Raw genomic sequence first — 21,856 nt, forward strand, 5'->3', positions numbered from 1 at the left:
TCAGTGGGTCAAAAAATAAATCCAACAGGTCTCCGCGTAGGTATCATAAAAGATTGGGAGTCAAAATGGTATGCTGACAAAGACTATGCAGACTTACTTCACGAAGATATTAAAATCAGAGAATATCTTGAAAATCGCTTACGTATTGCTGCTGTTTCTTCTATCGAAATTGAGCGTGCAGCAAATCGCGTGAACATTACTATTCATACAGGTAAGCCAGGAATGGTAATTGGTAAAGGCGGTTCTGAAGTAGAAGCATTGCGCAAATCACTAAATAGCTTGACAGGCAAACGAGTTCACATCAATATCGTTGAAATCAAGAAAGTTGATCTTAACGCTAAATTGGTTGCAGACAACATTGCTCGTCAATTAGAAAACCGTATTTCATTCCGTCGTGCACAAAAGCAGACAATCCAGCGCACTATGCGTTCAGGAGCAAAAGGAATAAAAACACAAGTATCCGGACGATTAGGCGGAGCAGATATCGCTCGTGCGGAACACTATAGCGAAGGAACTGTACCACTACACACACTGCGCGCCGATATTGACTATGGCACAGCAGAAGCTGATACTACTTATGGTAAATTGGGTGTTAAAGTGTGGATCTATCGTGGAGAAGTCCTTCCAACGAAAACTAAAAAATAAGGAAGGGGGTCATTACTTATGTTAATGCCTAAACGTGTAAAATATCGTAGACAACATCGTGGAAAAATGAAAGGCCAAGCAAAAGGTGGTACGACAGTATCTTTTGGTGAATATGGTCTACAAGCAACTGAAGCTTCATGGATTTCAAGTCGTCAGATCGAGGCATCCCGTATAGCAATGACTCGTTACATGAAACGTGGAGGTAAAGTTTGGATTAAAATATTCCCAGATAAGCCATACACAGCAAAACCACTTGAAGTTCGTATGGGATCTGGTAAAGGTGCCCTAGAAGGCTGGGTAGCAGTAGTTAAACCAGGTAAGATTTTATTCGAAATTGCAGGTGTTGAAGAAGAAGTTGCACGCGAAGCGTTACGACTTGCTGCTCATAAACTGCCTATCAAAACAAAATTCGTAAAACGTGAAGAAATTGGTGGTGAAATCAATGAAGGCTAATGAAATCAGAGAACTAACCACTGCCGAAATTGAAGAAAAAGTAAAAACGTTAAAAGAAGAATTATTTAATTTACGTTTCCAACTTGCAACAGGACAATTGGAAAATACTGCACGCATCCGTGAAGTAAGAAAATCAATTGCTCGTATGAAGACTGTTGTTCGCCAACGTGAAGTAAGCGTAAATAACTGAATTTCGAGAGGAGGTTACCCTCAAAATGACTGAGCGTAATAATCGTAAAGTATATACAGGCCGTGTTGTATCAGATAAAATGGATAAAACAATCACTGTTTTAGTCGAGACTTATAAGTTTCATAAGCTATATGGTAAACGTGTTAAATACTCTAAGAAGTTTAAAACACATGATGAAAACAACCAAGCAAAAATTGGAGATGTAGTCACCATTATGGAGACACGCCCATTATCAGCTACTAAACGTTTTCGTCTAGTTGAAATCGTTAAAGAGTCAGTAGTTATTTAATTAAAGTTCGCTCGGAAGGTATCCGAAGGGAGGTCACAGCGGTATGATTCAACAAGAAACTCGTTTAAAAGTTGCAGACAACTCTGGTGCACGTGAAGTTCTAACCATTAAAGTACTCGGTGGTTCCGGTCGTAAAGTTGCCAACATTGGTGATGTAATTGTTTGTTCAGTGAAACAAGCAACACCAGGAGGCGTTGTTAAGAAGGGTGAAGTTGTTAAAGCAGTCATCGTTCGTACGAAATCCGGTGCACGCCGAAAAGATGGGTCATATATTCGTTTTGATGAAAATGCAGCGGTAATAATCCGTGATGATAAAAGTCCAAGAGGTACGCGTATCTTCGGACCAGTCGCACGAGAACTACGTGATGCAAAATTCATGAAAATCGTATCTCTAGCTCCAGAAGTTTTATAAGCGAAAGAATTGACAGTGTCAAGGAGGTGCGTCAAGCATGCATGTAAAAAAAGGTGATAAAGTAAAAGTAATTTCCGGTAAAGACCGTGGGAAACAAGGAACTATTTTAGAAGCATATCCTAAAGCGGATCGAGTTCTTATAGAAGGTATTAACATGGTAAAGAAACACGCAAAACCTTCACAGGATAATCCACAAGGTGGAATCCTTAACCAAGAAGCAGCGATCCATGTTTCTAACGTAATGCCAATTGATCCTAAATCCGGTGAACCAACTCGTGTTGGGTATGAAGAACGTGATGGAAAAAAAGTCCGCATCGCTAAAAAATCCGGTGAAGCATTAGATAAATAATTTTCAAGCGAAAGGAGGGCGACATGATGAACGCATTAAAAGAAAAATATCAAGGAGAAGTTTTAACAACCTTGATGGATAAATTCAATTATAAATCTGTTATGCAAGTGCCAACTGTTGACAAGATTGTTATCAACATGGGTGTTGGCGATGCAGTTCAAAACTCAAAGGCATTAGATAGTGCTGTTGAAGAACTTTCATTAATTTCGGGTCAGAAACCAATGATCACTCGTGCAAAAAAATCAATTGCTGGTTTTCGCCTTCGTGAAGGAATGCCAATCGGGGCAAAAGTAACACTTCGCGGTGACCGTATGTACGAATTCCTGCAAAAGCTAATTGCTGTATCACTTCCACGTGTACGTGATTTCCGTGGTATATCAAAAAAGGCTTTTGATGGTCGTGGTAACTACACATTAGGTGTTAAAGAACAACTAATTTTCCCGGAAATTAATTATGATAAAGTAAATAAGATTCGTGGTATGGATATCGTAATAGTAACAACTTCCAATACAGACGAAGAAGCTCGTGAGCTTTTGGCTCAACTAGGCATGCCTTTCCAAAAGTAAGCTATGAGCTAAATAAGGAGGGAAAATTGTGGCTAAAAAATCAATGATTGCGAAACAAAAACGCCCACAAAAGTATCAAGTACGTGAATATACACGTTGTGAACGCTGCGGTCGTCCGCATTCTGTAATTCGTAAATTTAAACTTTGCCGAATTTGTTTCCGTGAACTTGCCTATAAAGGTCAAATTCCTGGTGTCAAAAAAGCAAGCTGGTAAACCCCGATTTGGGAAGGAGGTAATGATTAATGGTTATGACAGATCCGATCGCAGATATGCTGACTCGTATTCGTAATGCTAACATGGTTAAACATGAGAAATTGGAGCTCCCGGCTTCTACTATAAAAAAAGAAATTGCTGATATTCTTAAACGTGAAGGTTTTGTTCAGGACTATGAGTTTGTTGAAGACAACAAACAAGGTGTTCTGCGCATTTTCCTTAAATACGGTGTTGACGAAACACGTGTAATTACAGGTATCAAACGAATTAGTAAGCCAGGACTACGTGTCTATGCAAAAGCAACTGAAGTACCACGCGTACTTAACGGCTTAGGTATAGCAATCGTATCAACATCTAGAGGTGTGTTATCTGATAAAGAAGCACGTGCTCAAGCTGTTGGTGGCGAAGTTCTAGCATATGTTTGGTAATTAACATTTTTTGATGAGGAGGTGCATGAAATGTCTCGTATAGGACTAAAACCAATTGAAGTTCCACAAGGTGTAGAAGTAAAAATGGATGGTAATACCGTAACAGTTAAAGGACCAAAAGGTGAATTAACAAGAGATTTACATCCGGATATTACAGTTAACATTCAGGAAAACGAAATTACATTTGAGCGCCCAAGTAACCATAAAGATCACCGTGCATTACACGGAACAACTCGTAGCTTGATCAGTAACATGGTTATTGGAGTTCATAAAGGTTTTGAAAAATCCCTTGATATTATTGGTGTTGGATATCGTGCACAAATGCAAGGGAAAAAATTGGTGCTTAATGCTGGTTATTCACATCCAGTTGAAATCGAAGCCGAAGAGGGCATCGAGATCGAAGTTCCTAAAAACACACAAATAATTGTTAAAGGTATCGATAAAGAATTAGTTGGTGCAGTTGCTGCTAACATCAGAGCAATCAGACCACCTGAACCATATAAAGGTAAAGGTATTCGTTATGTTGATGAATACGTACGTCGTAAAGAAGGTAAAACTGCTAAGTAAGGTTACTTAGAGAGCAGAAAGGAGTGACCCTGGATGATCACAAAGCCTGATAGAAACGCAACACGCAAAAGAAGACACGCACGAGTTCGTAGGAAAATATCCGGAACTCAAGTTCGTCCTCGTTTGAACGTGTATCGTTCAAATAAACACATCTATGCACAATTAATCAATGATGACAACGGAGTTACACTAGTAAGTGCTTCTACGAAAGATAAAACATTTAATGGTGAAGCTACAAGTAACACAGAAGCAGCAAAGCAGATCGGAGAAGCGATTGCTAAGCGTGCGCAGGATAAAGGATTCAAATCGGTTGTATTTGATCGTGGAGGCTACCTTTATCATGGACGTGTAAAAACTTTAGCAGACGCTGCCCGTGAGGCTGGTCTTGAATTTTAATCGATAAAGGAGGGAACCATTACATGAATAACAGCATTGATCCGAACAAACTAGATCTTGAAGAACGTGTTGTTTCAGTTAACCGCGTTGCGAAGGTTGTAAAGGGTGGACGTCGTTTCCGCTTTGCAGCACTAGTAGTAATCGGAGATAAAAATGGTCATGTAGGTTTTGGTACAGGTAAAGCATTAGAAGTACCGGAAGCAATTAAAAAAGCAGTTGATGATGCAAAGAAAAACTTAATTGAAGTACCTATTGTTGGAACTACTATTCCACATGAAATCAATGGCCGATTTGGTTCTGGTAACGTATTAATGAAACCAGCAACTGAAGGTACGGGAGTTATTTCCGGTGGACCAGTTCGTGCAATCCTTGAACTTGCCGGCGTTGGTGATATTTTGACTAAATCTTTAGGTGCAAACACACCTATTAATATGATCCGTGCAACATTAAATGGATTATCTAACTTGAAACGTGCAGAAGAAGTAGCAAAACTACGAGGAAAGTCTGTAGAAGAACTGTTAGGATAAGGAGGGAAATACTATGTCTAAAAATTTAGAAATCACCCTCACACGCAGTGTTATTGGTGGAACAGAAGGACAACGTAAAACTGTTCAAACATTAGGACTAACTAAAATTCGTCAATCCGTAGTTCGTGAAGATACACCAGCCATTCGTGGTATGGTTAACAAAGTATCTCATCTCGTGACGGTAAAAGAAGTTTAATTATACATTAGCGTAAAGAGGAGGTGCTCGCATGAAACTTCATGAATTGAAGGCGTCAGAAGGAAGTCGCAAAACAAGAAACCGCGTTGGTCGTGGAATGTCATCTGGTAACGGAAAAACTTCCGGCAGAGGACACAAAGGACAAAAAGCACGGTCAGGTGGCGGTGTACGTCCGGGCTTTGAAGGTGGACAAATGCCACTATTTCAACGCTTACCGAAAAGAGGATTTACAAATATTCACCGTAAAGAATACGCAATTGTAAACGTGGATGTGCTAAATCGTTTTGAAGACGGCACAGAAATTACACCAGAGCTATTACTTGAAGAAGGTGTCGTAAGCAAACTTAAAGCAGGTATTAAAGTACTTGGCAAGGGTGCTATCGAAAGAAAGCTTACAGTAAAAGCTCACAAGTTCTCTGCTTCAGCTAAAGAAGCAATTGAGGCAGCGGGCGGTCAAACCGAGGTGATCTAATTGTTCCGTACAATCTCCAATTTTATGCGCATAGGTGACATTAGACGGAAAATTATATTCACACTGCTTATGTTGATTGTCTTCCGTCTAGGCACATTTATCCCTGTGCCATTTACAGATAAACAGGCAATAGATTTTATGAACCAGCAAAATGTTTTTGGTTTTCTGAACACATTCGGTGGAGGGGCACTACAAAACTTCTCTATTTTTGCAATGGGGATTATGCCGTACATTACAGCATCAATCATCATGCAATTATTACAAATGGATGTCGTACCTAAGTTCTCTGAATGGAAAAAACAAGGGGAAATGGGTCGTAAGAAATTAGCCCAAATTACCCGATACGGTACAATCGTTCTTGCATTTGTTCAGGCAATTGCAATGTCAATTGGATTTAATGCAATGGCGGGGGGCATGTTAATTGCAGATCCCGGCATTACAAAATTCATTGTAATTGCAATCGTGCTAACAAGTGGTACAGCATTTTTGATGTGGCTTGGAGAACAAATCACAGCAAATGGTGTTGGAAATGGAATTTCAATAATCATATTTGCGGGTATCGTAGCAGCGGTGCCGAATGGTGTTAAACAGTTGTATAGCCAATATATTGTAGATGCTGGTGATGAATTGTTTATCAACATTGTAATTGTCGCTTTAATCGCGTTGGTTGTTGTAGCTGTAGTTGTTGGAGTGATCTTTATACAACAAGCTTTACGTAAAATACCAATTCAATATGCAAAAAAACTTGTCAATCGTTCCCCGGTTGGTGGACATTCTACGCATTTACCAATAAAAGTGAATGCTGCAGGAGTTATCCCGGTAATCTTTGCTATTGCATTTATGATTGCACCTAGAACGATCGCTGGTTTCTTTGAAGGTGGGTCAGTTGCATCAACGATTGAAATGATCTTTGATTATACACAACCCATTGGTATGGTCTTATATGTAGGGCTGATTATTGCATTCACCTATTTCTATACATTTGTTCAGGTTAATCCGGAACAAATGGCTGAGAACCTGCAAAAGCAAGGTGGGTATATCCCAGGCATCCGTCCTGGTAAGAAAACAGAAACATACCTCACACGAGTGATGTATCGTTTAACGTTTGTAGGGTCCCTCTTTTTAGCAGCCGTTTCCGTGCTGCCAATTATTTTGGGTGGTCTTGCGAACTTACCTACCGCAGTACAAATCGGCGGCACAAGTTTACTAATCGTTGTAGGGGTAGCGTTACAAACGATGAAACAACTGGAAAGTCAGTTAGTAAAGCGACACTACAAAGGATTTATTAAGTAAGTTCCTGCTGCCAATGAGAGCGAGGGGAATAACTTGAACTTAATTTTGATGGGCTTACCTGGTGCTGGTAAAGGCACACAGGCAGAGAAAATAAATGAGCAATATAACATCCCTCATATTTCAACTGGCGACATGTTCCGTCTCGCTATAAAAGAAGGAACCGATCTTGGTAAGGAAGCGAAAGCTTTTATGGACCAAGGGGCACTTGTTCCAGATGAGGTAACAGTTGGGATTGTAAAAGAACGCTTGGGTAAAGCCGATTGTGCAAATGGATTTTTATTGGATGGTTTTCCAAGAACCATCGCACAGGCTGAAGCATTAGAAGCGATTTTAACAGAATTAAATCAAACCATTGACCATGTGATTCATGTCGATGTACCAGAAGAAAATTTAGTGGAGCGCTTAACAGGTCGTAGGGTCTGTCCAACATGTGGAACAACTTATCATGTCATGTATAATCCACCAGCAAAAGAGGGTATATGTGATAAAGATGGTTCAGCATTAATTCAGCGTGATGATGATAAGCCAGATACGGTTAAAAAACGCTTGGCAGTTAATATCGAGCAAACAAAACCGTTATTGGACTTTTATCAGGGTAAAGGATATCTCACTACTGTAAACGGAGATCAGGAGATTGATGATGTTTTCCGGGATATTCAAGCAACACTAGAAGCTTAAACATTTCTCACTGCTTATAACACGGATTAGATGCAATTTAGTCTGGTAAAAGTTATAATAAAAGTCTTGGTAAGTGTGAAAATAAGTGTACAAATGAATATAAAAGTGGCACTAAACTGTTTTAAAGAAATGAACCTTTTCTACAAAGGTAGCAATTAACTATAGCCTAAGTGAAGGTGATCGTTGTTGAACGAATCTGATTCGGTTCCACGAGTAGGTCAAGTTGTTCGTATTAGACAAGGGCGTGAAGCTGGACAATTCGCTGTAGTCATTCGGATGATTGATGAGCGGTTTGTATTGCTTGCGGATGGAGAAAAGCGTAAATATGATCGACCAAAGAAAAAGAACGTAAATCATATTGAAGTGATGGATTTTATTTCTCCGGAAGTCCAAAGCAGCCTTCTAGAAACTGGTCGTGTCACAAATGGTAAATTAAGGTTTGCTATAACTAAATTTGTCAATGAAGTTGTGACAGATTTGAAGAAGGGAGATCAACACTGATGGCGAAAGACGATGCAATTGAAGTGGAAGGTACCGTAATGGAGACATTGCCTAACGCAATGTTTAAGGTAGAGCTTGAAAATGGCCATACGGTCTTAGCACATGTATCCGGGAAAATTCGTATGCATTTTATACGAATTCTACCAGGTGATAAAGTAACGGTAGAACTCTCACCGTATGATTTAACTAGAGGACGGATTACGTACCGTTATAAATAAGCGAGCTCCGATATAAAAGGAGGTAAAGATGATGAAAGTAAGAGCATCTGTAAAACCAATTTGTGAAAAATGTAAAGTTATTAAACGAAAAGGCAAAGTAATGGTGATTTGCGAAAACCCGAAACACAAGCAAAAACAAGGTTAAAAAACAAGGAGGTGCTAATCACTTATGGCACGTATTGCAGGTATAGATATTCCGCGTGATAAGCGCGTAGTAATTTCATTAACTTATATCTTTGGTATTGGAAACACTACCGCAAAGAAAGTCCTTAAAGAAGCAGGCGTTTCTGAAGATACTCGTGTTCGCGACTTAACTGAAGATGAATTAGGTAAGATCCGTAAAGCAATTGATGTATATACAATTGAAGGTGATCTTCGTCGTGAAGTATCACTAAACATCAAACGAATCACTGAAATTGGTTCGTATAGAGGTATGCGTCACCGCCGTGGTTTACCAGTTCGTGGACAAAAAACGAAAAATAACTCACGTACTCGTAAAGGCCCGCGTTATGCTATCGCAGGTAAGAAAAAGTAAGTGAAGGAGGTTAGCTAATCAATGGCACGTAATACAAATACACGTAAACGTCGTGTGAAAAAGAATATTGACACAGGTATTGCACACATTCGTTCTACATTTAACAATACAATTGTTACAATTACGGATGTTCATGGTAATTCAATCGGCTGGAGTTCAGCAGGTGCGCTTGGATTTAAAGGTTCTCGTAAATCTACACCATATGCTGCTCAAATGGCTGCCGAAACTGCAGCAAAAACAGCGGTTGAAAACGGCATGAAAACATTAGAAGTTACTGTTAAAGGACCTGGAGCAGGTCGTGAAGCAGCAATTCGTTCACTTCAAGCAGCAGGATTGGAAGTTACTGCAATTGTGGATGTAACTCCAGTTCCTCATAATGGTTGTCGCCCACCAAAACGTCGTCGTGTATAATTAGACCGTATAGAATTTGTCACCCTGTCTATAATGGGTTATGATAGCTAAAAGTGTAGAGATGTAAATCTTTTATCATTAGGCATTCACGAGACAAGAAGTACGAAAGAATTGCAGGTAGCGCAGAAACGCCAACTGCCTATTTGAGGAATTTCGGTTAGACATGGCTCTAACCGAGGTTTCGACGTTTTAAAGGAGGGTTTTGTTGAATGATCGAAATTGAAAAACCAAAAATTGAAACGGTTGAAATTAGCGATGACGCTACATTTGGAAAATTCGTAGTTGAACCGCTCGAACGTGGATATGGTACCACTCTTGGGAACTCCTTGCGTCGTATCCTATTATCCTCACTTCCAGGTGCTGCTGTTACATCGGTTCAAATTGATGGAGCACTTCATGAGTTCTCAACAATTGATGGTGTCGTTGAAGATGTTACAACAGTAATTTTAAACCTGAAAAAACTTGCTCTCAAAATTTACTCTGATGAAGAGAAAACTTTAGAGATTGATGTACAGGGAGAAGGAAAGGTTACCGCTGCAGATCTGACTTTTGATAGTGATGTTGAGGTATTAAACCCGGAATTGCCAATTGCTACTTTAAATAGTAAGGGCAGCCTGTATATGAAAATCACAGCAGAACGTGGTCGTGGTTACCGTCCAGCTGATGAAAATAAAAATGATGATCAAGCGATTGGTGTTATCCCGATTGACTCGATTTTTACACCTGTGTCCCGTTCTGTTTATCAAGTTGAAAATACAAGGGTAGGTCAAGATGCCAATTTTGACAAATTGACATTAGATGTCTGGACAGATGGAAGCATTCGTCCTGAAGAGGCAGTTTCTTTAGGCGCTAAAGTCTTTACCGAGCATCTTAATATCTTTGTAGGTTTAACTGATGAAGCACAGAATGCTGAGATTATGGTAGAAAAAGAAGAAGATCATAAAGAAAAAGTGATGGAAATGACCATCGAAGAACTTGATCTTTCTGTTCGATCTTATAATTGTTTAAAACGAGCTGGTATCAATACAGTTCAAGAGCTTGCAAATAAAACTGAAGAAGATATGATGAAAGTCCGTAATTTAGGTCGTAAATCACTAGAAGAAGTTAAAGTAAAACTGGATGATCTGGGCTTAGGCTTACGCAATGATGACTAATCAATAGACACCTTTAGAGCTTTTAGAAAGGGAGGGATAAGTCCATGGCTAGAAAGTTAGGACGTACAACTGACACTCGTATGGCATTACTTCGCAATCTTGCATCTGATTTAATTATTCATGAACGTATTGAAACAACAGAAGCAAAAGCGAAAGAACTTAAATCCGTAGTAGACAAAATGATTACGCTGGGTAAACGTGGAGATCTTCACGCTCGTCGTCAAGCTGCAGCTTTCTTATATAATCAAGAAGCAAACGAAAATGAAAATGTTGTTCAAAAACTTTTCAATGACGTTGCTGCACGTTATGAAGAACGACAAGGTGGGTACACACGTGTTCTTAAATTAGGTGCTCGTCAAGGTGACGGAGCAAAAATGGCAATCATCGAACTAGTTTAATGAAACCTTTGCGCGTATAGGGGCAGGACTGAATCTCTTCCATGAGGTGAATCCAAGCCCTTTTTTTGTAGTAAAGAAAAGTTGACGCGCTAGGGGCTATAGAGCGCATGGTTTTAGCACTCGCAGTGTCAATTGCTTATGACGGTAGTCGCTAGCTGACGCGCAACTAGACAAAAAAAGCTGAGACAATTGCCCAGCGACACATCAAAATCCCAAGGCGGGAGCAGAGTATTGAGGAGGAAGTACAGCATGAGAAAAATAATTGAGTTTAGAAATGTATCGTTCAGATATGAAGATGAGCAGCCTTGGGTATTAAAGAATTTGTCATTTGAAATCTATGAAAACGAATGGATTGCTATTATAGGTCATAATGGATCTGGTAAATCCACAATTGCTAAACTGCTTAATGGATTATTATTCCCACAAGAGGGAGAAATATTAATCGATGGGAAACAGGTTAACCAAGATACGATTTGGGATATCCGTAAAGATGTTGGTATGGTTTTTCAAAATCCTGACAATCAATTTGTTGGAACAACAGTGCAAGACGATGTTGCTTTCGGAATGGAAAATCGTGGTTTTCCCCGGGAGGATATGATAAAGCGAATGGAAGAAACGTTATCTGCAGTAGGAATGCAGGATTATCTGCTGACTGAACCGCATCGCCTTTCCGGCGGACAGAAACAGCGTGTGGCAATCGCAAGCGTGCTCGCCATTTCACCGCAAGTTCTTATATTGGATGAGGCAACAGCAATGCTTGATCCGAAGGGACGAACTGAAATCATGCAAACTGTGACAGATGTTCAAAGTGAAAATGAACTATCATTGATTACGATAACACATGATTTAACGGAAGTGGTACAAGCTGATCGTGTTATCGTCATGAATGAAGGTGAAATATGGCGTGAGGCACTGCCACGTGAAATTTTTTCTTTAAAGGATCAGCTCCGGGAAATCGGATTAGACGTACCCTTTATTACAGTATTAGCTGATGAGCTAAACCAATTAGGTGTGCCAATCACACAGGAGCCGTTAAACCACGAAGAGTTGTTGGAGGAATTATGGACATTACATTCAAAAACGTAAGCTATATTTATCAAGCAAATAGCCCATTTGCACATAAAGCAATTGATGATTTATCTTTTCATATCCCATCCGGCTCCTTTGTTGCTGTTATTGGCCATACAGGGTCAGGGAAATCGACATTGATTCAACATTTAAATGGCCTGGTCAAGCCAACAGCGGGCGAAGTAACGATTGGTGATTTTCATTTAACACCGGAACAAAAACCTAAAAACATGAAAGAGCTACGCAGTCGTGTTGGTGTTGTCTTTCAATACCCGGAGCACCAATTATTTGAAGAAACGGTTGAAAAGGACATTGCGTTTGGTCCGGAGAACTTTGGTGTGTCAAAATCGGAAATCAAGCACCGAATTCAACAAATAACGCCTGCGGTAGGCCTTACGGAAGAATTACTGGAACGTTCCCCGTTTGAACTAAGTGGTGGACAAATGCGTAGGGTTGCAATTGCTGGTGTGTTAGCTGTTAGACCTGACGTACTTGTGCTTGATGAGCCAACTGCTGGGCTAGATCCTCGGGGACAAAAAGAAATGATGAAGATGTTTTATCAGCTGCATCAAGAACAGGGGCTAACGACAATACTCGTAACCCATAGCATGGAAGACGCTGTAAAATATGCAGACCATGTCATCATTTTAAACAAAGGTACAAAGTATATGGAAGGTAAACCAGAAGCGGTTTTTACACAAAAAAAAGCATTAAATAAAGTGCAGCTTGATGTACCAGAGATGGTCCAGTTTTTAAATCAATTCCAGACGAAATTAGGGAAAGAAATCCCCTTTGATCGGCAATCGATAAAACAGGTTGCACAATCGATTCAGCAAATCATAAAAGGGGCTGAATCATCATGAATAACTCCTTGATTATTGGTCAGTATGTACCAGGAAATTCCATTGTGCACCGTTTGGATCCACGAACAAAAATAACAATTATTTTCTTTTTTGTTTTTATCGTATTTTTTGCTAATACGTTAATCAGTTATGGGATTTTAACCATTTTTGCATTGACGAGTATGATTACGTCTCGTGTTCCGATTCGTTTTATCTTAAAAGGGTTAACACCTGTCTGGTTTTTAATTGTTTTTACCTTTATTTTGCACTTATTTGTAACCAAAGAGGGAACACTTATTTTCCACTTGTCTATTTTTAAATTTTATTCTGGTGGTGTGATTCAGGGACTTGCCATTTCTGTAAGGTTTTTCTTACTTATCCTAGTTACTTCCCTATTAACTTTAACGACAACACCGATTGAAATTACCGATGCAATAGAGGATATGCTGCATCCGTTAAATAAAATTAAGTTCCCTGTTCACGAACTTGCACTGATGATGTCCATATCTTTACGCTTTATTCCTACACTAATGCAGGAAACAGATAAGATTTCCAAGGCGCAGGCTTCCCGTGGTGTAGATTTTAGAACGGGGCCGATTAAAGATCGCGCAAAAGCGGTTGTTCCATTGTTGGTTCCATTATTTGTCAGTGCGTTTAAACGGGCAGAAGAATTAGCAATGGCAATGGAAGCGCGTGGCTATCATGGTGGTGAAGGGCGGACAAAGCTAAGGGAGTTAAAGATTGGTAAGCACGATATCCTGATCTATATACTATTTGCTTTTGTCATTGCGATTCTATTTTATACGAGAAGTTATTAGAGAGGCTGGTAAAGGTGGAACGACTGAAATGTATCATTCATTATGATGGATCGCGATTTTCTGGTTTCCAGATCCAGCCAAAGAAGCGCACGGTTCAAGGTGAATTAGAAAAGGCATTAAAGAAAATGCACAAAGGCGCTGAGATAAGAATACAGGCCTCTGGACGAACAGATACAGGCGTACATGCCTTGGGTCAGACAATCCATTTTGATTCGCCCTATGACATCCCAACGCTTAATTGGAAGCAGGCACTGAATACACTCTTGCCGGATGACTTATATATTAAAGAAGTAGTGATTGTAGCTGAAACATTTCATGCAAGATATGACGCTATAGAAAAAGAATATCGCTATTATGTGTGGCATGAATCGGAGCCCGATGTATGGAAACGAAACTATGCCTACCATTTTCCCTACAAACTGAATATAGATGCTATAAAGCAGGCTTGTGCCTATTTAGAGGGTAAGCATGACTTTACTACCTTTTCATCTGCAAAGGCAACAACAAAAGGGAGTAAAGAACGAACGCTTTATCAGGTCAGCTGTGAGAAGCGGGGAAGCGAGATTGAATTTATTCTGCGGGGGAATGGCTTTTTATATCACATGGTTCGTATTATCGTTGGCGTACTACTAGATATTGGTCAAGGAAGAAGGATCCCATCAGACATTAAAACGTTACTGAAACAAAAGGATCGCCAACTCGTTGGAGAAACGATTCCAGCTCAAGGATTGTATTTATGGCGGGTAAAGTATGAAAAAGTAATATAAATAAGCGATTTTTAGAATTTTACACCTGAAGCCCTTGACAAAACGCTCGAATTTGGTATATTATGATCTATGGCATTATATTTCTAAAACCATGATTAGCCCCGGAATCTAATTATGTTGAATATAGGAATAACGAATTGAAACAAATTAATTGGAGGGAAACTATCATGCGCACAACTTTCATGGCGAATGAAAACAATATTGAACGCAAATGGCTCGTTGTGGATGCTGAAGGCCAAAGACTAGGCCGTTTGGCAAGTGAGGTTGCAGCAATCCTTCGTGGAAAGCACAAGCCAACTTACACACCACACGCTGATACTGGTGATAATGTAATTATTATCAACGCTGAAAAAATAGAATTAACAGGTAATAAAATAAATGACAAAATGTACTACCGTCATTCAGGTTATACAGGTAATTTGAAAGAGCGTAATGCTGACGAAATGCGTACAAGATACCCTGAGCAAATGATTGAACTTGCTGTTAAAGGTATGCTTCCTAAAGGTCCACTAGGCCGCAAAATGGGTAAGAAATTGCACGTAAACAGAGGTTCAGAACACAATAATCAAGCTCAAAAACCAGAAGTTTATGAGCTTCGTGGATAATTAAAAGGAGGTTAAACAATTGGCACAAGTACAATATTACGGCACAGGCCGTCGTAAAACATCAACTGCACGTGTACGTCTAGTTCCTGGAACTGGAAAAGTAATCATCAATGGTCGTGATTCAAAAGACTATTTCCCATATGAAACACAATCACTAATCATGAATCAACCGCTTGCTGTTACAGAAACAGAAGGCACTTACGATGTATTAGTAAACGTTCATGGTGGTGGATTCACTGGTCAAGCTGGTGCAATTCGTCATGGTATCTCTCGTGCGCTTCTAGAAGCGGATCCTGAATACCGTGCATCATTAAAGCGTGAAGGATTCTTAACACGTGACCCACGTATGGTAGAACGTAAAAAATACGGTCTTAAAGGTGCACGTAGAGCTCCTCAATTCTCAAAACGTTAATAGTAGTAATAACAAGGATATACCTGCAAAAACAGCCTATTTCATTTCGAATGAAATAGGCTGTTTTGTTTGAATAAGAGTTAGTGAAGTAGAATGTATGCGAATATAAATTTTAAAAACGAAATGAAACAACAAAACAGCTGATCAAAGCTGTTTTGTTGTTTCATTAAAGAAAGGTCATTATCTAATCAAATCGTTAATTATCACCAAAAGTAATTTACTATTGACATAATGTCTATAAAAAAGAAGAGCTAAAAAGGGACGCTTATTTATTGAGTACTGCTGTCTTTGAATCGTGCTTATAATAATCAAAGTGTAAAGCGTCTAGCGGTTTGCGTCCAAGAATCAGGTCTGCTGCTCTTTCGGCTAGCATTAACACTGGAGCGTGTATATTTCCATTTGTAACGTATGGCATTACGGATGCATCTACTACACGGATGTTTTCTAAACCATGTATTTTCATTGTGTTCGGATCCACTACAGACATTGGATCAGAGGCATCTCCCATTTTTGCTGTTCCACATGGATGAAGTGCTGTTTCTGCATCGTTTCGAACCCACTCTATAATTTCTTCATCTGTTTGTACAGATTGGCCTGGTGAAATTTCACCTGTATTATAAGGTGCTAGAGCTGGTTGAGAAATAATTTCTCGTGTAATTCTAACAGCTTCTATCCATTCTCTTCGGTCTTGATCAGTAGAGAGATAGTTATATACCATACTAGGATGCTGCGAAGGGTCCTTGGATTTAATTTTAAGTGATCCACGAGCATCCGAATACATTGGGCCTACATGGACTTGGAAGCCATGTGGTGTATCTGCCTTTTTTCCATCGTAACGTACAGCTAGAGGCAAGAAATGATACATCAAATTCGGGTACGTGCAATCTTCATTAGAGCGTATAAATCCGCCACCTTCGAAATGGCTGCTTGCTGCAGGTCCTTTTCGTTGTAACATCCATTGTAAGCCGATCCATGGCATTTTTAATTTATTTAAGCTAGGCTGTTCTGAAACCGGCTGAGGACATGCATGCTGAATATATACCTCTAAATGGTCTTGTAAGTTTTCACCTACACCTGGAAGATGGACAACTGGATCAATATCTAAACTTTTAAGATATTCTGCATCTCCGACACCTGACAATTGCAATAATTGAGGTGTATTGATCGCGCCGCCAGCAAGTACAATTTCCTCAGCATATACTTCTTTTATTATTTTACCTCTCCGGTATGTAACACTTTTTGCTTTTGTTCCTTCAAAATTGATTTTTGTTACAAAAGCTAGTGTTTCAATATCTAGATTGTCTCGCTTTTTCGCCGGATCTAAATAAGCATGCGAAGCGGATAGTCTTTTTCCATTATAAATATGACGGTCGAATGGGCCAAATCCTTCTTGTTTATAACTGTTCACATCAGATGTGCGAGAGTAACCAGCTTCCTCTCCTGCCTCAAAGAACGCATTAAATAAAGGATTAGTAGCTGGACCTCTTGTTAATTTGATTGGACCATCATGCCCGCGATTTTTGTCACCAGGCGAGTCAATCGCATTTTCCAATTTTTTAAAGTAAGGGAGAACATGTGCATAGTCCCATGATTCCATTCCTTTATCAGCCCCCCAACGTTCATAGTCCATTGGATTTCCTCGTTGGTAAATCATTCCGTTAATCGAGCTTGATCCACCCAATACTTTTCCACGAGCGTGAGCAATACGTCTGCCATTCATATATGGCTCAGGATCAGATTTATAACCCCAGTCATATAAAGGATTACCAGCAGGGAACATTAAAGCTGCAGGCATTTGGATAAATAGATCCCAAGGGTAGTCACTTCTTCCTGCCTCTAAAATAAGAACGCTTTTCGTGCCGTCTTCGCTTAATCGGTTTCCAAGTATAGAACCAGCACTTCCTCCACCAACTACAATATAATCATAATGTTTCTTCATATTTACAACCTCCATACACACTACATTCATTATTATTTAAAAAATGAATGTGATCGTTTCATCATATTATTTGTCTTTTATTTATATTGGTTTTGATTCTCTTTCCAATCGGTTAAAATATTCTTGAATTCATATATTTTGTTTAATGTATCTTCATTTATCGTGTTTGAAACTGCCTTTCTTGATCGAGGCGAAAATAAGAAAATAGATATAATCGCTACAAGTCCATATAGAACTATGTTCTTCTTCATAAAAACACTCCTTGATTTTTGTCGCTTTATTTTGATAGCTGTTGCTGTAGTTTAAAATGTATGAATGTCCAATTGACTGTATATCCTTGTGCCTCACCTTGCGATATTGTAAAACTGAACTTTAGTTACATTATTATGGTGTATTAAGATCAGGATTTAGTTGAAATGGTCCCTCATTTATTTCGAAGCCCCAAACCAGTTCATTTTTTCAGGTTGCAGATTTGTAAAGATATGCTTCCGTTCTTGATATTCTTCTAGTCCAGTTGTTCCTAGTTCACGACCAAAACCAGATTGTTTATATCCGCCCCATGGAGCTTGCGGGAAATAATTATTGACATCGTTTATCCAAACTGTTCCCATAGGCATTCTTTTTGCACAACGCGCTGCTTTTGCAATGTCTTGTGTCCAAACGCCACCAGATAATTCATAGATGGAGTCATTGGCTAGTTTTATTGCTTCCTCTTCTGATGTGAACCGTTCTACTGTTATAACTGGTCCAAATCCTTCATCTTGTACAAGCGCCGGGGCTAATTTCCAGGATGCTTGCAATAGTGGATAATTCCAAGGCGTAATTTATGCACATACACCTATTGGCTCACGAACAACTCGGCTTTCTTCTAATGTTTTTCCAGTATCAATCGTTTCGAGCCTGGCTAGTTCCTCTTGATTAAGTTCAATTAAATCAGCAATTTTGCGAACTATCTTTGTACGTTCAATCGTTGGGTGTGTACTCCAATCTCCATTATCAAATGCCTTTCTTGCAGAAGTAATAGCATCTGTTTCATCGCTTTCTGTAACAACAGCAATAACTTCCTGATTAAAAGGATTGATGATAGAACGGACAGTGCCAGAAGCAGCTGTTTTCCATTTACCATCGATGTATTGTTTTTTTACTTCCATCGCTCCTTCTCCTTTTATTAAATTAAGTTTATTAAATTAAAATTTAACATTAAGAATAGATATAACCTATCATGACGAAATAAAAAAGTCAAAGAGAAGAACAGAAAGTAGGAAGGAAACTCAAAAATAAACGGTTCGGAGCGTGATCTTTAATTCATGTCATACCTTATGATTGGAAACTAGAGAATATTTCCTCTAAAAAGATAAATAATTCGAGTAAAATTTAAAATAATTTTCATTCAAATTAAGCTGTTATTCGCGAAAAATGACCATAATTGATACTTTAAGACGAATAACTATGTATATCTGAGTATACCATGATGTATATATTGCTTACTCAAGTATACTTGTAAACGCAAAGCAGCTAGGGATTACTTGCCAAAAAAGGTGGCTTGACATTGGTTCGAGGCTTCGATAATGTAAGCATATAAAATTTATTTACAATATTTAATAATTATTTAATATTGTTAAGGGGTTGAATACAGGTAAGGTTATTAACTAAACTTTGGGGGGTGAAAAAGTGGCTCATATCTATCTAGACCAGGAAAGCTATGATGTAGATGGTATTCTTTTCGATAAAGATGGTACACTGCTTGATTTCCGTTCGTTATGGATTGATTGGTCTAAAGATATCATTCTCCATATTTGTTCGGAAATAAAAATAGGTGATGATCAAGAAAAACAACTATCTGCTTCAATTGGAGTAGATTGGGAGACTGGAAACTGGGACGTGAAAGGGCCTCTTGCAATCGGCACGACGCAGGATTTGATTGCTATATTAGCTCATCAACTCTATCAAGCTAATATACCTTGGAACACTGCTTTTGCACTGGTCACAAATGTATTTACAAAGGTAAATAAAAAGGATAGCTGGAAAAATCGTGTGAAAGAGGTGCCAGGTTTGATTCGTTTTTTGAAAAGGTGTAGGAATCATCAGTTGAAGTTAGGGGTGGTGACTTCTGATGATTATAGTCATGCCGTACAACATCTCAAATCATTAGAAATTGATTCCTTTTTTACAGCCATTATTGGTGGTGATCAAGTGACCCGAGGAAAACCTTTTCCAGAGGCAGCTGAAAAAGCTTGCGAAAAAATGGGTCTAAATCCTCGACGTTCTATAGTTGTCGGGGATTCCGATGGTGACATGATCCTTGGTAATAATATTGGGTCAAAAGCGAATGTCGGTATTATTCAAGAATCAAATGAAACAGATCACTTTTTACATGCAGATCATTTGATACATACATATGATGCTATTTCACTGGATAATAGCTGATCATTTCCGGATACAGAATGTCATTAGATGTGGCAAATGATATCTATATAAAGAGAATGAAACAGATATGAAATTTTATTAGAAGAATAGAAGGATTAGAAAGGTGAGACGGATACGTGCCTAAAATTAAAATGACAAGCATTAAAAAAAAGTACGATAATAAAGGTGAAGAAGTCATCCATGATTTTAATTTGGATATTGAAGAAAATGAATTTATCGTATTTGTCGGTCCCTCTGGTTGTGGAAAGTCAACTACGCTACGAATGATAGCGGGGCTTGAAAGCATTACAAGCGGCGAGCTTTGGATGGATGGTAAGTTGGTCAATGATGTGCAAGCAAAAGATCGGGATATTGCAATGGTATTTCAAAACTATGCTTTGTTCCCGCATTATAATGTTTACGATAACATTGCATTTGGTTTGAAAATGAAGAAATATAAGCGCAGTTTTATCAAAGAACGTGTGGAACAAGCAGCGGAGATTCTTGGTTTAACGAAATATTTGAAGCGCAAACCTAAAGACCTTTCTGGCGGGCAGCGTCAAAGAGTTGCATTAGGCAGGGCTATCGTACGGGATGCTCATATTTTTCTAATGGATGAACCATTATCTAATTTGGATGCTAAATTGCGTATTCAAATGCGGAAAGAGATTATCAATTTGCACCGGCGATTGGGTACAACAACAATTTATGTGACACATGACCAAACGGAGGCAATGACAATGGCTTCCAGGATTGTTGTTCTGAATGATGGATATATCGAACAGATTGGTACCCCAGAGCAAGTGTACAATAACCCACAGTCAAAATTTGTTGCTGAATTTATGGGTTCACCACCGATGAACTTCTTGGAAGGGTCAGTGAAAGGAAACCAATTAATGTTGGATTCGGGGGAAGTGCTCGGAGAACTTTCACAATCAATTGGTGATGTGGAAAAGGTCGACATCGGTATTCGATCAGAAAATATTGATATTGCTGCGCATGATACCGGGATTAACATGACAGTTAATCATGTGGAATTGATGGGAGCGGATTTACATATCCATGGAAATGCAGATGGAAAAGAAATAGTAATCCGTGTAGTACCAAGTGAGAAGGTAGCTGTAAATGAGCAGGTATCCTTGAGGGTGAATATTGACATGGTCCATCTTTTTGATGCAAATACTGGGAAGGCGCTGTTTGACAGAGAGAAGGTGAATGCATGATCCGGCTGAAAAAAGCAGGAAAGCTATTTATTTTCCTTGGCATTCCCATGATTCCGTTAATAGTGTTTTGGTTTGTTCCAATGATTGTTTCTTTGTGGCTGAGTCTTACAGATTGGGATTATATTAGTCCGACTTTTAATTATGTAGGGATGGACAATTATACATATGCCTTTACAAGCGATGATTTTTATCAAGCCTTGAAAAATACTGTTGTTTTTGGTGTTTTCACGGTGGTTCCAACCATCATCATTGGTCTTTTGTTGGCAATGCTGCTCCGAGAGGGACTGAAAGGGATCACCTTTTTCAGATCACTTATGTTTTCTCCATGGATTACACCAATGGTAGCTATGTCCATTGTTTGGGCTTGGATCTATGAGCCTGATATTGGGTTGTTAAATCAGGTACTAGGGTGGCTACACCTTCCTCAACCAGAATGGTTGCACAGTTCAAGTAGTGCATTATGGTCTATCATCATCGTTACAGTATGGAAAAATGCGGGGTGGGCCATGTTGTTTTATTCGGATGCACTGCAAAAGATACCCCGTGATTTGTATGAAGTGAGCAATCTTGAGGGTTCTTCTTGGTGGCAGAAAATGAGGACGGTTGTTATTCCGCTTGTTTCGCCCACAACATTGTTTTTGGGGATTATGTTAGCAATTGAATCTATTCAAGCATATGACCAAATTCAGGTTATGACACAAGGCGGGCCTTCTGGAAGTACAAGAACACTTCTGTACATGTATTATCAAATGGCTTTTGAACAGTTCAATATGGGACAGGCAACTGCGATTTCAACCATCATCGTTATTATTACAGGGATCTTGGCATTGACGATGTTTTATGCATCAAAACGCTGGGTTCATTATTAGGGAGGGAATAACAAT

Annotated in this window: 32 protein-coding genes and 3 pseudogenes; 32 read left to right on the forward strand and 3 right to left on the reverse strand. The window is 39.1% G+C overall.

Translation table 11 applies throughout. The features are described from left to right. Nucleotides 1-3 precede the first annotated feature (3 nt). From rpsC to rpsI, 29 genes and pseudogenes are all read left to right on the forward strand, one after another. Nucleotides 4-670 (forward strand): annotated as a pseudogene (rpsC, locus tag JOC34_RS20230) (30S ribosomal protein S3). Then, the gene (rplP, locus tag JOC34_RS20235; protein ID WP_205138611.1) at nt 664-1,098 is read left to right on the forward strand and encodes a 50S ribosomal protein L16; all 435 of its coding nucleotides are present in this window, start codon (nt 664-666) and stop codon (nt 1,096-1,098) included. The pseudogene rpsC and the gene rplP overlap by 7 nt, the downstream one beginning before the upstream one ends. Beyond that, complete coding sequence (gene rpmC / locus JOC34_RS20240; RefSeq protein ID WP_205138612.1) at nt 1,088-1,288, forward strand: 50S ribosomal protein L29; 201 nt, start codon at nt 1,088-1,090, stop codon at nt 1,286-1,288. The genes rplP and rpmC overlap by 11 nt, the downstream gene beginning before the upstream one ends. A 25-nt stretch (nt 1,289-1,313) precedes the next feature. Next, nucleotides 1,314-1,577 carry a 30S ribosomal protein S17 gene (gene rpsQ, locus JOC34_RS20245; RefSeq protein WP_205138613.1) on the forward strand — a complete coding sequence of 88 codons (264 nt, stop codon included), beginning with the start codon at nt 1,314-1,316 and terminating at the stop codon, nt 1,575-1,577. Between the two features lie 43 nt (nt 1,578-1,620). After that, nucleotides 1,621-1,989: a 50S ribosomal protein L14 gene (gene rplN, locus JOC34_RS20250; protein WP_205138614.1), complete on the forward strand. Its 369-nt coding sequence runs from the start codon at nt 1,621-1,623 to the stop codon at nt 1,987-1,989. A 37-nt stretch (nt 1,990-2,026) separates the two neighbouring features. Beyond that, a complete protein-coding gene (gene rplX / locus JOC34_RS20255; RefSeq protein WP_205138615.1) occupies nt 2,027-2,338 on the forward strand; it encodes a 50S ribosomal protein L24 in 312 nt (103 codons plus the stop codon). Between the two features lie 26 nt (nt 2,339-2,364). Next, the gene (gene rplE, locus JOC34_RS20260) at nt 2,365-2,904 is read left to right on the forward strand and encodes a 50S ribosomal protein L5 (RefSeq protein WP_205138616.1); all 540 of its coding nucleotides are present in this window, start codon (nt 2,365-2,367) and stop codon (nt 2,902-2,904) included. 28 nt (nt 2,905-2,932) lie between these two features. Then, nucleotides 2,933-3,118, forward strand: coding sequence for a type Z 30S ribosomal protein S14 (locus JOC34_RS20265; protein ID WP_019375521.1), 186 nt, complete (start codon nt 2,933-2,935; stop codon nt 3,116-3,118). A gap of 29 nt (nt 3,119-3,147) precedes the next feature. Continuing rightward, entirely contained in the window at nt 3,148-3,546 is a 399-nt protein-coding gene (rpsH, locus tag JOC34_RS20270) for a 30S ribosomal protein S8 (protein WP_205138617.1), read from the forward strand. A 30-nt stretch (nt 3,547-3,576) separates the two neighbouring features. After that, entirely contained in the window at nt 3,577-4,113 is a 537-nt protein-coding gene (gene rplF, locus JOC34_RS20275) for a 50S ribosomal protein L6 (RefSeq protein ID WP_205138618.1), read from the forward strand. 33 nt (nt 4,114-4,146) lie between these two features. Next, nucleotides 4,147-4,509: a 50S ribosomal protein L18 gene (rplR, locus tag JOC34_RS20280; protein ID WP_205138619.1), complete on the forward strand. Its 363-nt coding sequence runs from the start codon at nt 4,147-4,149 to the stop codon at nt 4,507-4,509. A gap of 23 nt (nt 4,510-4,532) precedes the next feature. Continuing rightward, a complete protein-coding gene (gene rpsE, locus JOC34_RS20285) occupies nt 4,533-5,036 on the forward strand; it encodes a 30S ribosomal protein S5 (RefSeq protein ID WP_205138620.1) in 504 nt (167 codons plus the stop codon). A gap of 13 nt (nt 5,037-5,049) precedes the next feature. Beyond that, nucleotides 5,050-5,232, forward strand: a complete 183-nt coding sequence (gene rpmD / locus JOC34_RS20290) for a 50S ribosomal protein L30 (RefSeq protein ID WP_205138621.1) — start codon at nt 5,050-5,052, stop codon at nt 5,230-5,232. Between the two features lie 31 nt (nt 5,233-5,263). Continuing rightward, complete coding sequence (rplO, locus tag JOC34_RS20295) at nt 5,264-5,704, forward strand: 50S ribosomal protein L15 (protein WP_205138622.1); 441 nt, start codon at nt 5,264-5,266, stop codon at nt 5,702-5,704. Further along, nucleotides 5,705-6,997 carry a preprotein translocase subunit SecY gene (gene secY / locus JOC34_RS20300; RefSeq protein ID WP_205138623.1) on the forward strand — a complete coding sequence of 431 codons (1,293 nt, stop codon included), beginning with the start codon at nt 5,705-5,707 and terminating at the stop codon, nt 6,995-6,997. A 33-nt stretch (nt 6,998-7,030) separates the two neighbouring features. Next, the gene (locus tag JOC34_RS20305) at nt 7,031-7,675 is read left to right on the forward strand and encodes an adenylate kinase (RefSeq protein ID WP_205138624.1); all 645 of its coding nucleotides are present in this window, start codon (nt 7,031-7,033) and stop codon (nt 7,673-7,675) included. 186 nt (nt 7,676-7,861) lie between these two features. Then, nucleotides 7,862-8,198: pseudogene (locus tag JOC34_RS20310) on the forward strand (KOW domain-containing RNA-binding protein). Next, complete coding sequence (infA, locus tag JOC34_RS20315; protein ID WP_205138626.1) at nt 8,176-8,394, forward strand: translation initiation factor IF-1; 219 nt, start codon at nt 8,176-8,178, stop codon at nt 8,392-8,394. The pseudogene JOC34_RS20310 and the gene infA overlap by 23 nt, the downstream one beginning before the upstream one ends. Nucleotides 8,395-8,425: 31 nt before the next feature. Next, nucleotides 8,426-8,539 carry a 50S ribosomal protein L36 gene (gene rpmJ / locus JOC34_RS20320; RefSeq protein ID WP_010095733.1) on the forward strand — a complete coding sequence of 38 codons (114 nt, stop codon included), beginning with the start codon at nt 8,426-8,428 and terminating at the stop codon, nt 8,537-8,539. Between the two features lie 24 nt (nt 8,540-8,563). Further along, complete coding sequence (rpsM, locus tag JOC34_RS20325; RefSeq protein WP_205138627.1) at nt 8,564-8,929, forward strand: 30S ribosomal protein S13; 366 nt, start codon at nt 8,564-8,566, stop codon at nt 8,927-8,929. Between the two features lie 21 nt (nt 8,930-8,950). Next, nucleotides 8,951-9,340 (forward strand): 30S ribosomal protein S11, encoded by a 390-nt coding sequence (gene rpsK, locus JOC34_RS20330; RefSeq protein WP_205138628.1) that lies wholly within the window; start codon nt 8,951-8,953, stop codon nt 9,338-9,340. A 209-nt stretch (nt 9,341-9,549) separates the two neighbouring features. Continuing rightward, entirely contained in the window at nt 9,550-10,494 is a 945-nt protein-coding gene (locus JOC34_RS20335; RefSeq protein WP_205138629.1) for a DNA-directed RNA polymerase subunit alpha, read from the forward strand. A 44-nt stretch (nt 10,495-10,538) separates the two neighbouring features. Then, nucleotides 10,539-10,892: a 50S ribosomal protein L17 gene (rplQ, locus tag JOC34_RS20340; protein WP_205138630.1), complete on the forward strand. Its 354-nt coding sequence runs from the start codon at nt 10,539-10,541 to the stop codon at nt 10,890-10,892. Nucleotides 10,893-11,141: 249 nt separating this feature from the next. After that, complete coding sequence (locus JOC34_RS20345; protein ID WP_205138631.1) at nt 11,142-11,978, forward strand: energy-coupling factor ABC transporter ATP-binding protein; 837 nt, start codon at nt 11,142-11,144, stop codon at nt 11,976-11,978. Further along, nucleotides 11,954-12,823: an energy-coupling factor ABC transporter ATP-binding protein gene (locus JOC34_RS20350; RefSeq protein ID WP_205138632.1), complete on the forward strand. Its 870-nt coding sequence runs from the start codon at nt 11,954-11,956 to the stop codon at nt 12,821-12,823. The genes JOC34_RS20345 and JOC34_RS20350 overlap by 25 nt, the downstream gene beginning before the upstream one ends. Continuing rightward, entirely contained in the window at nt 12,820-13,620 is an 801-nt protein-coding gene (locus tag JOC34_RS20355) for an energy-coupling factor transporter transmembrane component T family protein (RefSeq protein WP_205138633.1), read from the forward strand. The genes JOC34_RS20350 and JOC34_RS20355 overlap by 4 nt, the downstream gene beginning before the upstream one ends. A 14-nt stretch (nt 13,621-13,634) precedes the next feature. Further along, the gene (truA, locus tag JOC34_RS20360) at nt 13,635-14,387 is read left to right on the forward strand and encodes a tRNA pseudouridine(38-40) synthase TruA (protein ID WP_205138634.1); all 753 of its coding nucleotides are present in this window, start codon (nt 13,635-13,637) and stop codon (nt 14,385-14,387) included. A 167-nt stretch (nt 14,388-14,554) separates the two neighbouring features. Beyond that, nucleotides 14,555-14,992, forward strand: a complete 438-nt coding sequence (gene rplM, locus JOC34_RS20365) for a 50S ribosomal protein L13 (protein WP_205138635.1) — start codon at nt 14,555-14,557, stop codon at nt 14,990-14,992. A 19-nt stretch (nt 14,993-15,011) separates the two neighbouring features. Next, on the forward strand, nt 15,012-15,404 hold the full coding sequence (rpsI, locus tag JOC34_RS20370) for a 30S ribosomal protein S9 (protein ID WP_205138636.1): 393 nt from the start codon (nt 15,012-15,014) through the stop codon (nt 15,402-15,404). Between the two features lie 265 nt (nt 15,405-15,669). On the opposite strand, the gene betA is transcribed toward rpsI, so the two are convergent. The 3 genes and pseudogenes from betA to JOC34_RS20385 all read right to left on the reverse strand — a co-directional run bounded on the left by betA (nt 15,670) and on the right by JOC34_RS20385 (nt 18,494). Beyond that, nucleotides 15,670-17,343: a choline dehydrogenase gene (gene betA / locus JOC34_RS20375; protein ID WP_205138637.1), complete on the reverse strand. Its 1,674-nt coding sequence runs from the start codon at nt 17,341-17,343 to the stop codon at nt 15,670-15,672. Between the two features lie 77 nt (nt 17,344-17,420). Continuing rightward, the gene (locus tag JOC34_RS20380) at nt 17,421-17,594 is read right to left on the reverse strand and encodes a hypothetical protein (protein ID WP_205138638.1); all 174 of its coding nucleotides are present in this window, start codon (nt 17,592-17,594) and stop codon (nt 17,421-17,423) included. Nucleotides 17,595-17,771: 177 nt separating this feature from the next. Next, nucleotides 17,772-18,494: pseudogene (locus tag JOC34_RS20385) on the reverse strand (aldehyde dehydrogenase family protein). A gap of 520 nt (nt 18,495-19,014) precedes the next feature. Between JOC34_RS20385 and JOC34_RS20390 the strand changes: the two are divergent. From JOC34_RS20390 to JOC34_RS20400, 3 genes are all read left to right on the forward strand, one after another. Then, on the forward strand, nt 19,015-19,770 hold the full coding sequence (locus tag JOC34_RS20390) for an HAD-IA family hydrolase (RefSeq protein ID WP_205138639.1): 756 nt from the start codon (nt 19,015-19,017) through the stop codon (nt 19,768-19,770). 116 nt (nt 19,771-19,886) lie between these two features. Continuing rightward, nucleotides 19,887-20,972, forward strand: a complete 1,086-nt coding sequence (locus tag JOC34_RS20395; RefSeq protein WP_205138640.1) for a sn-glycerol-3-phosphate ABC transporter ATP-binding protein UgpC — start codon at nt 19,887-19,889, stop codon at nt 20,970-20,972. Next, nucleotides 20,969-21,841, forward strand: a complete 873-nt coding sequence (locus JOC34_RS20400; RefSeq protein WP_205138641.1) for a carbohydrate ABC transporter permease — start codon at nt 20,969-20,971, stop codon at nt 21,839-21,841. Before JOC34_RS20395 ends, JOC34_RS20400 begins: the two co-directional genes overlap by 4 nt. Nucleotides 21,842-21,856 lie beyond the last annotated feature (15 nt).

The organism is Virgibacillus halotolerans (assembly GCF_016908515.1).
GTDB lineage: Bacteria > Bacillota > Bacilli > Bacillales > Amphibacillaceae > Virgibacillus_M > Virgibacillus_M halotolerans.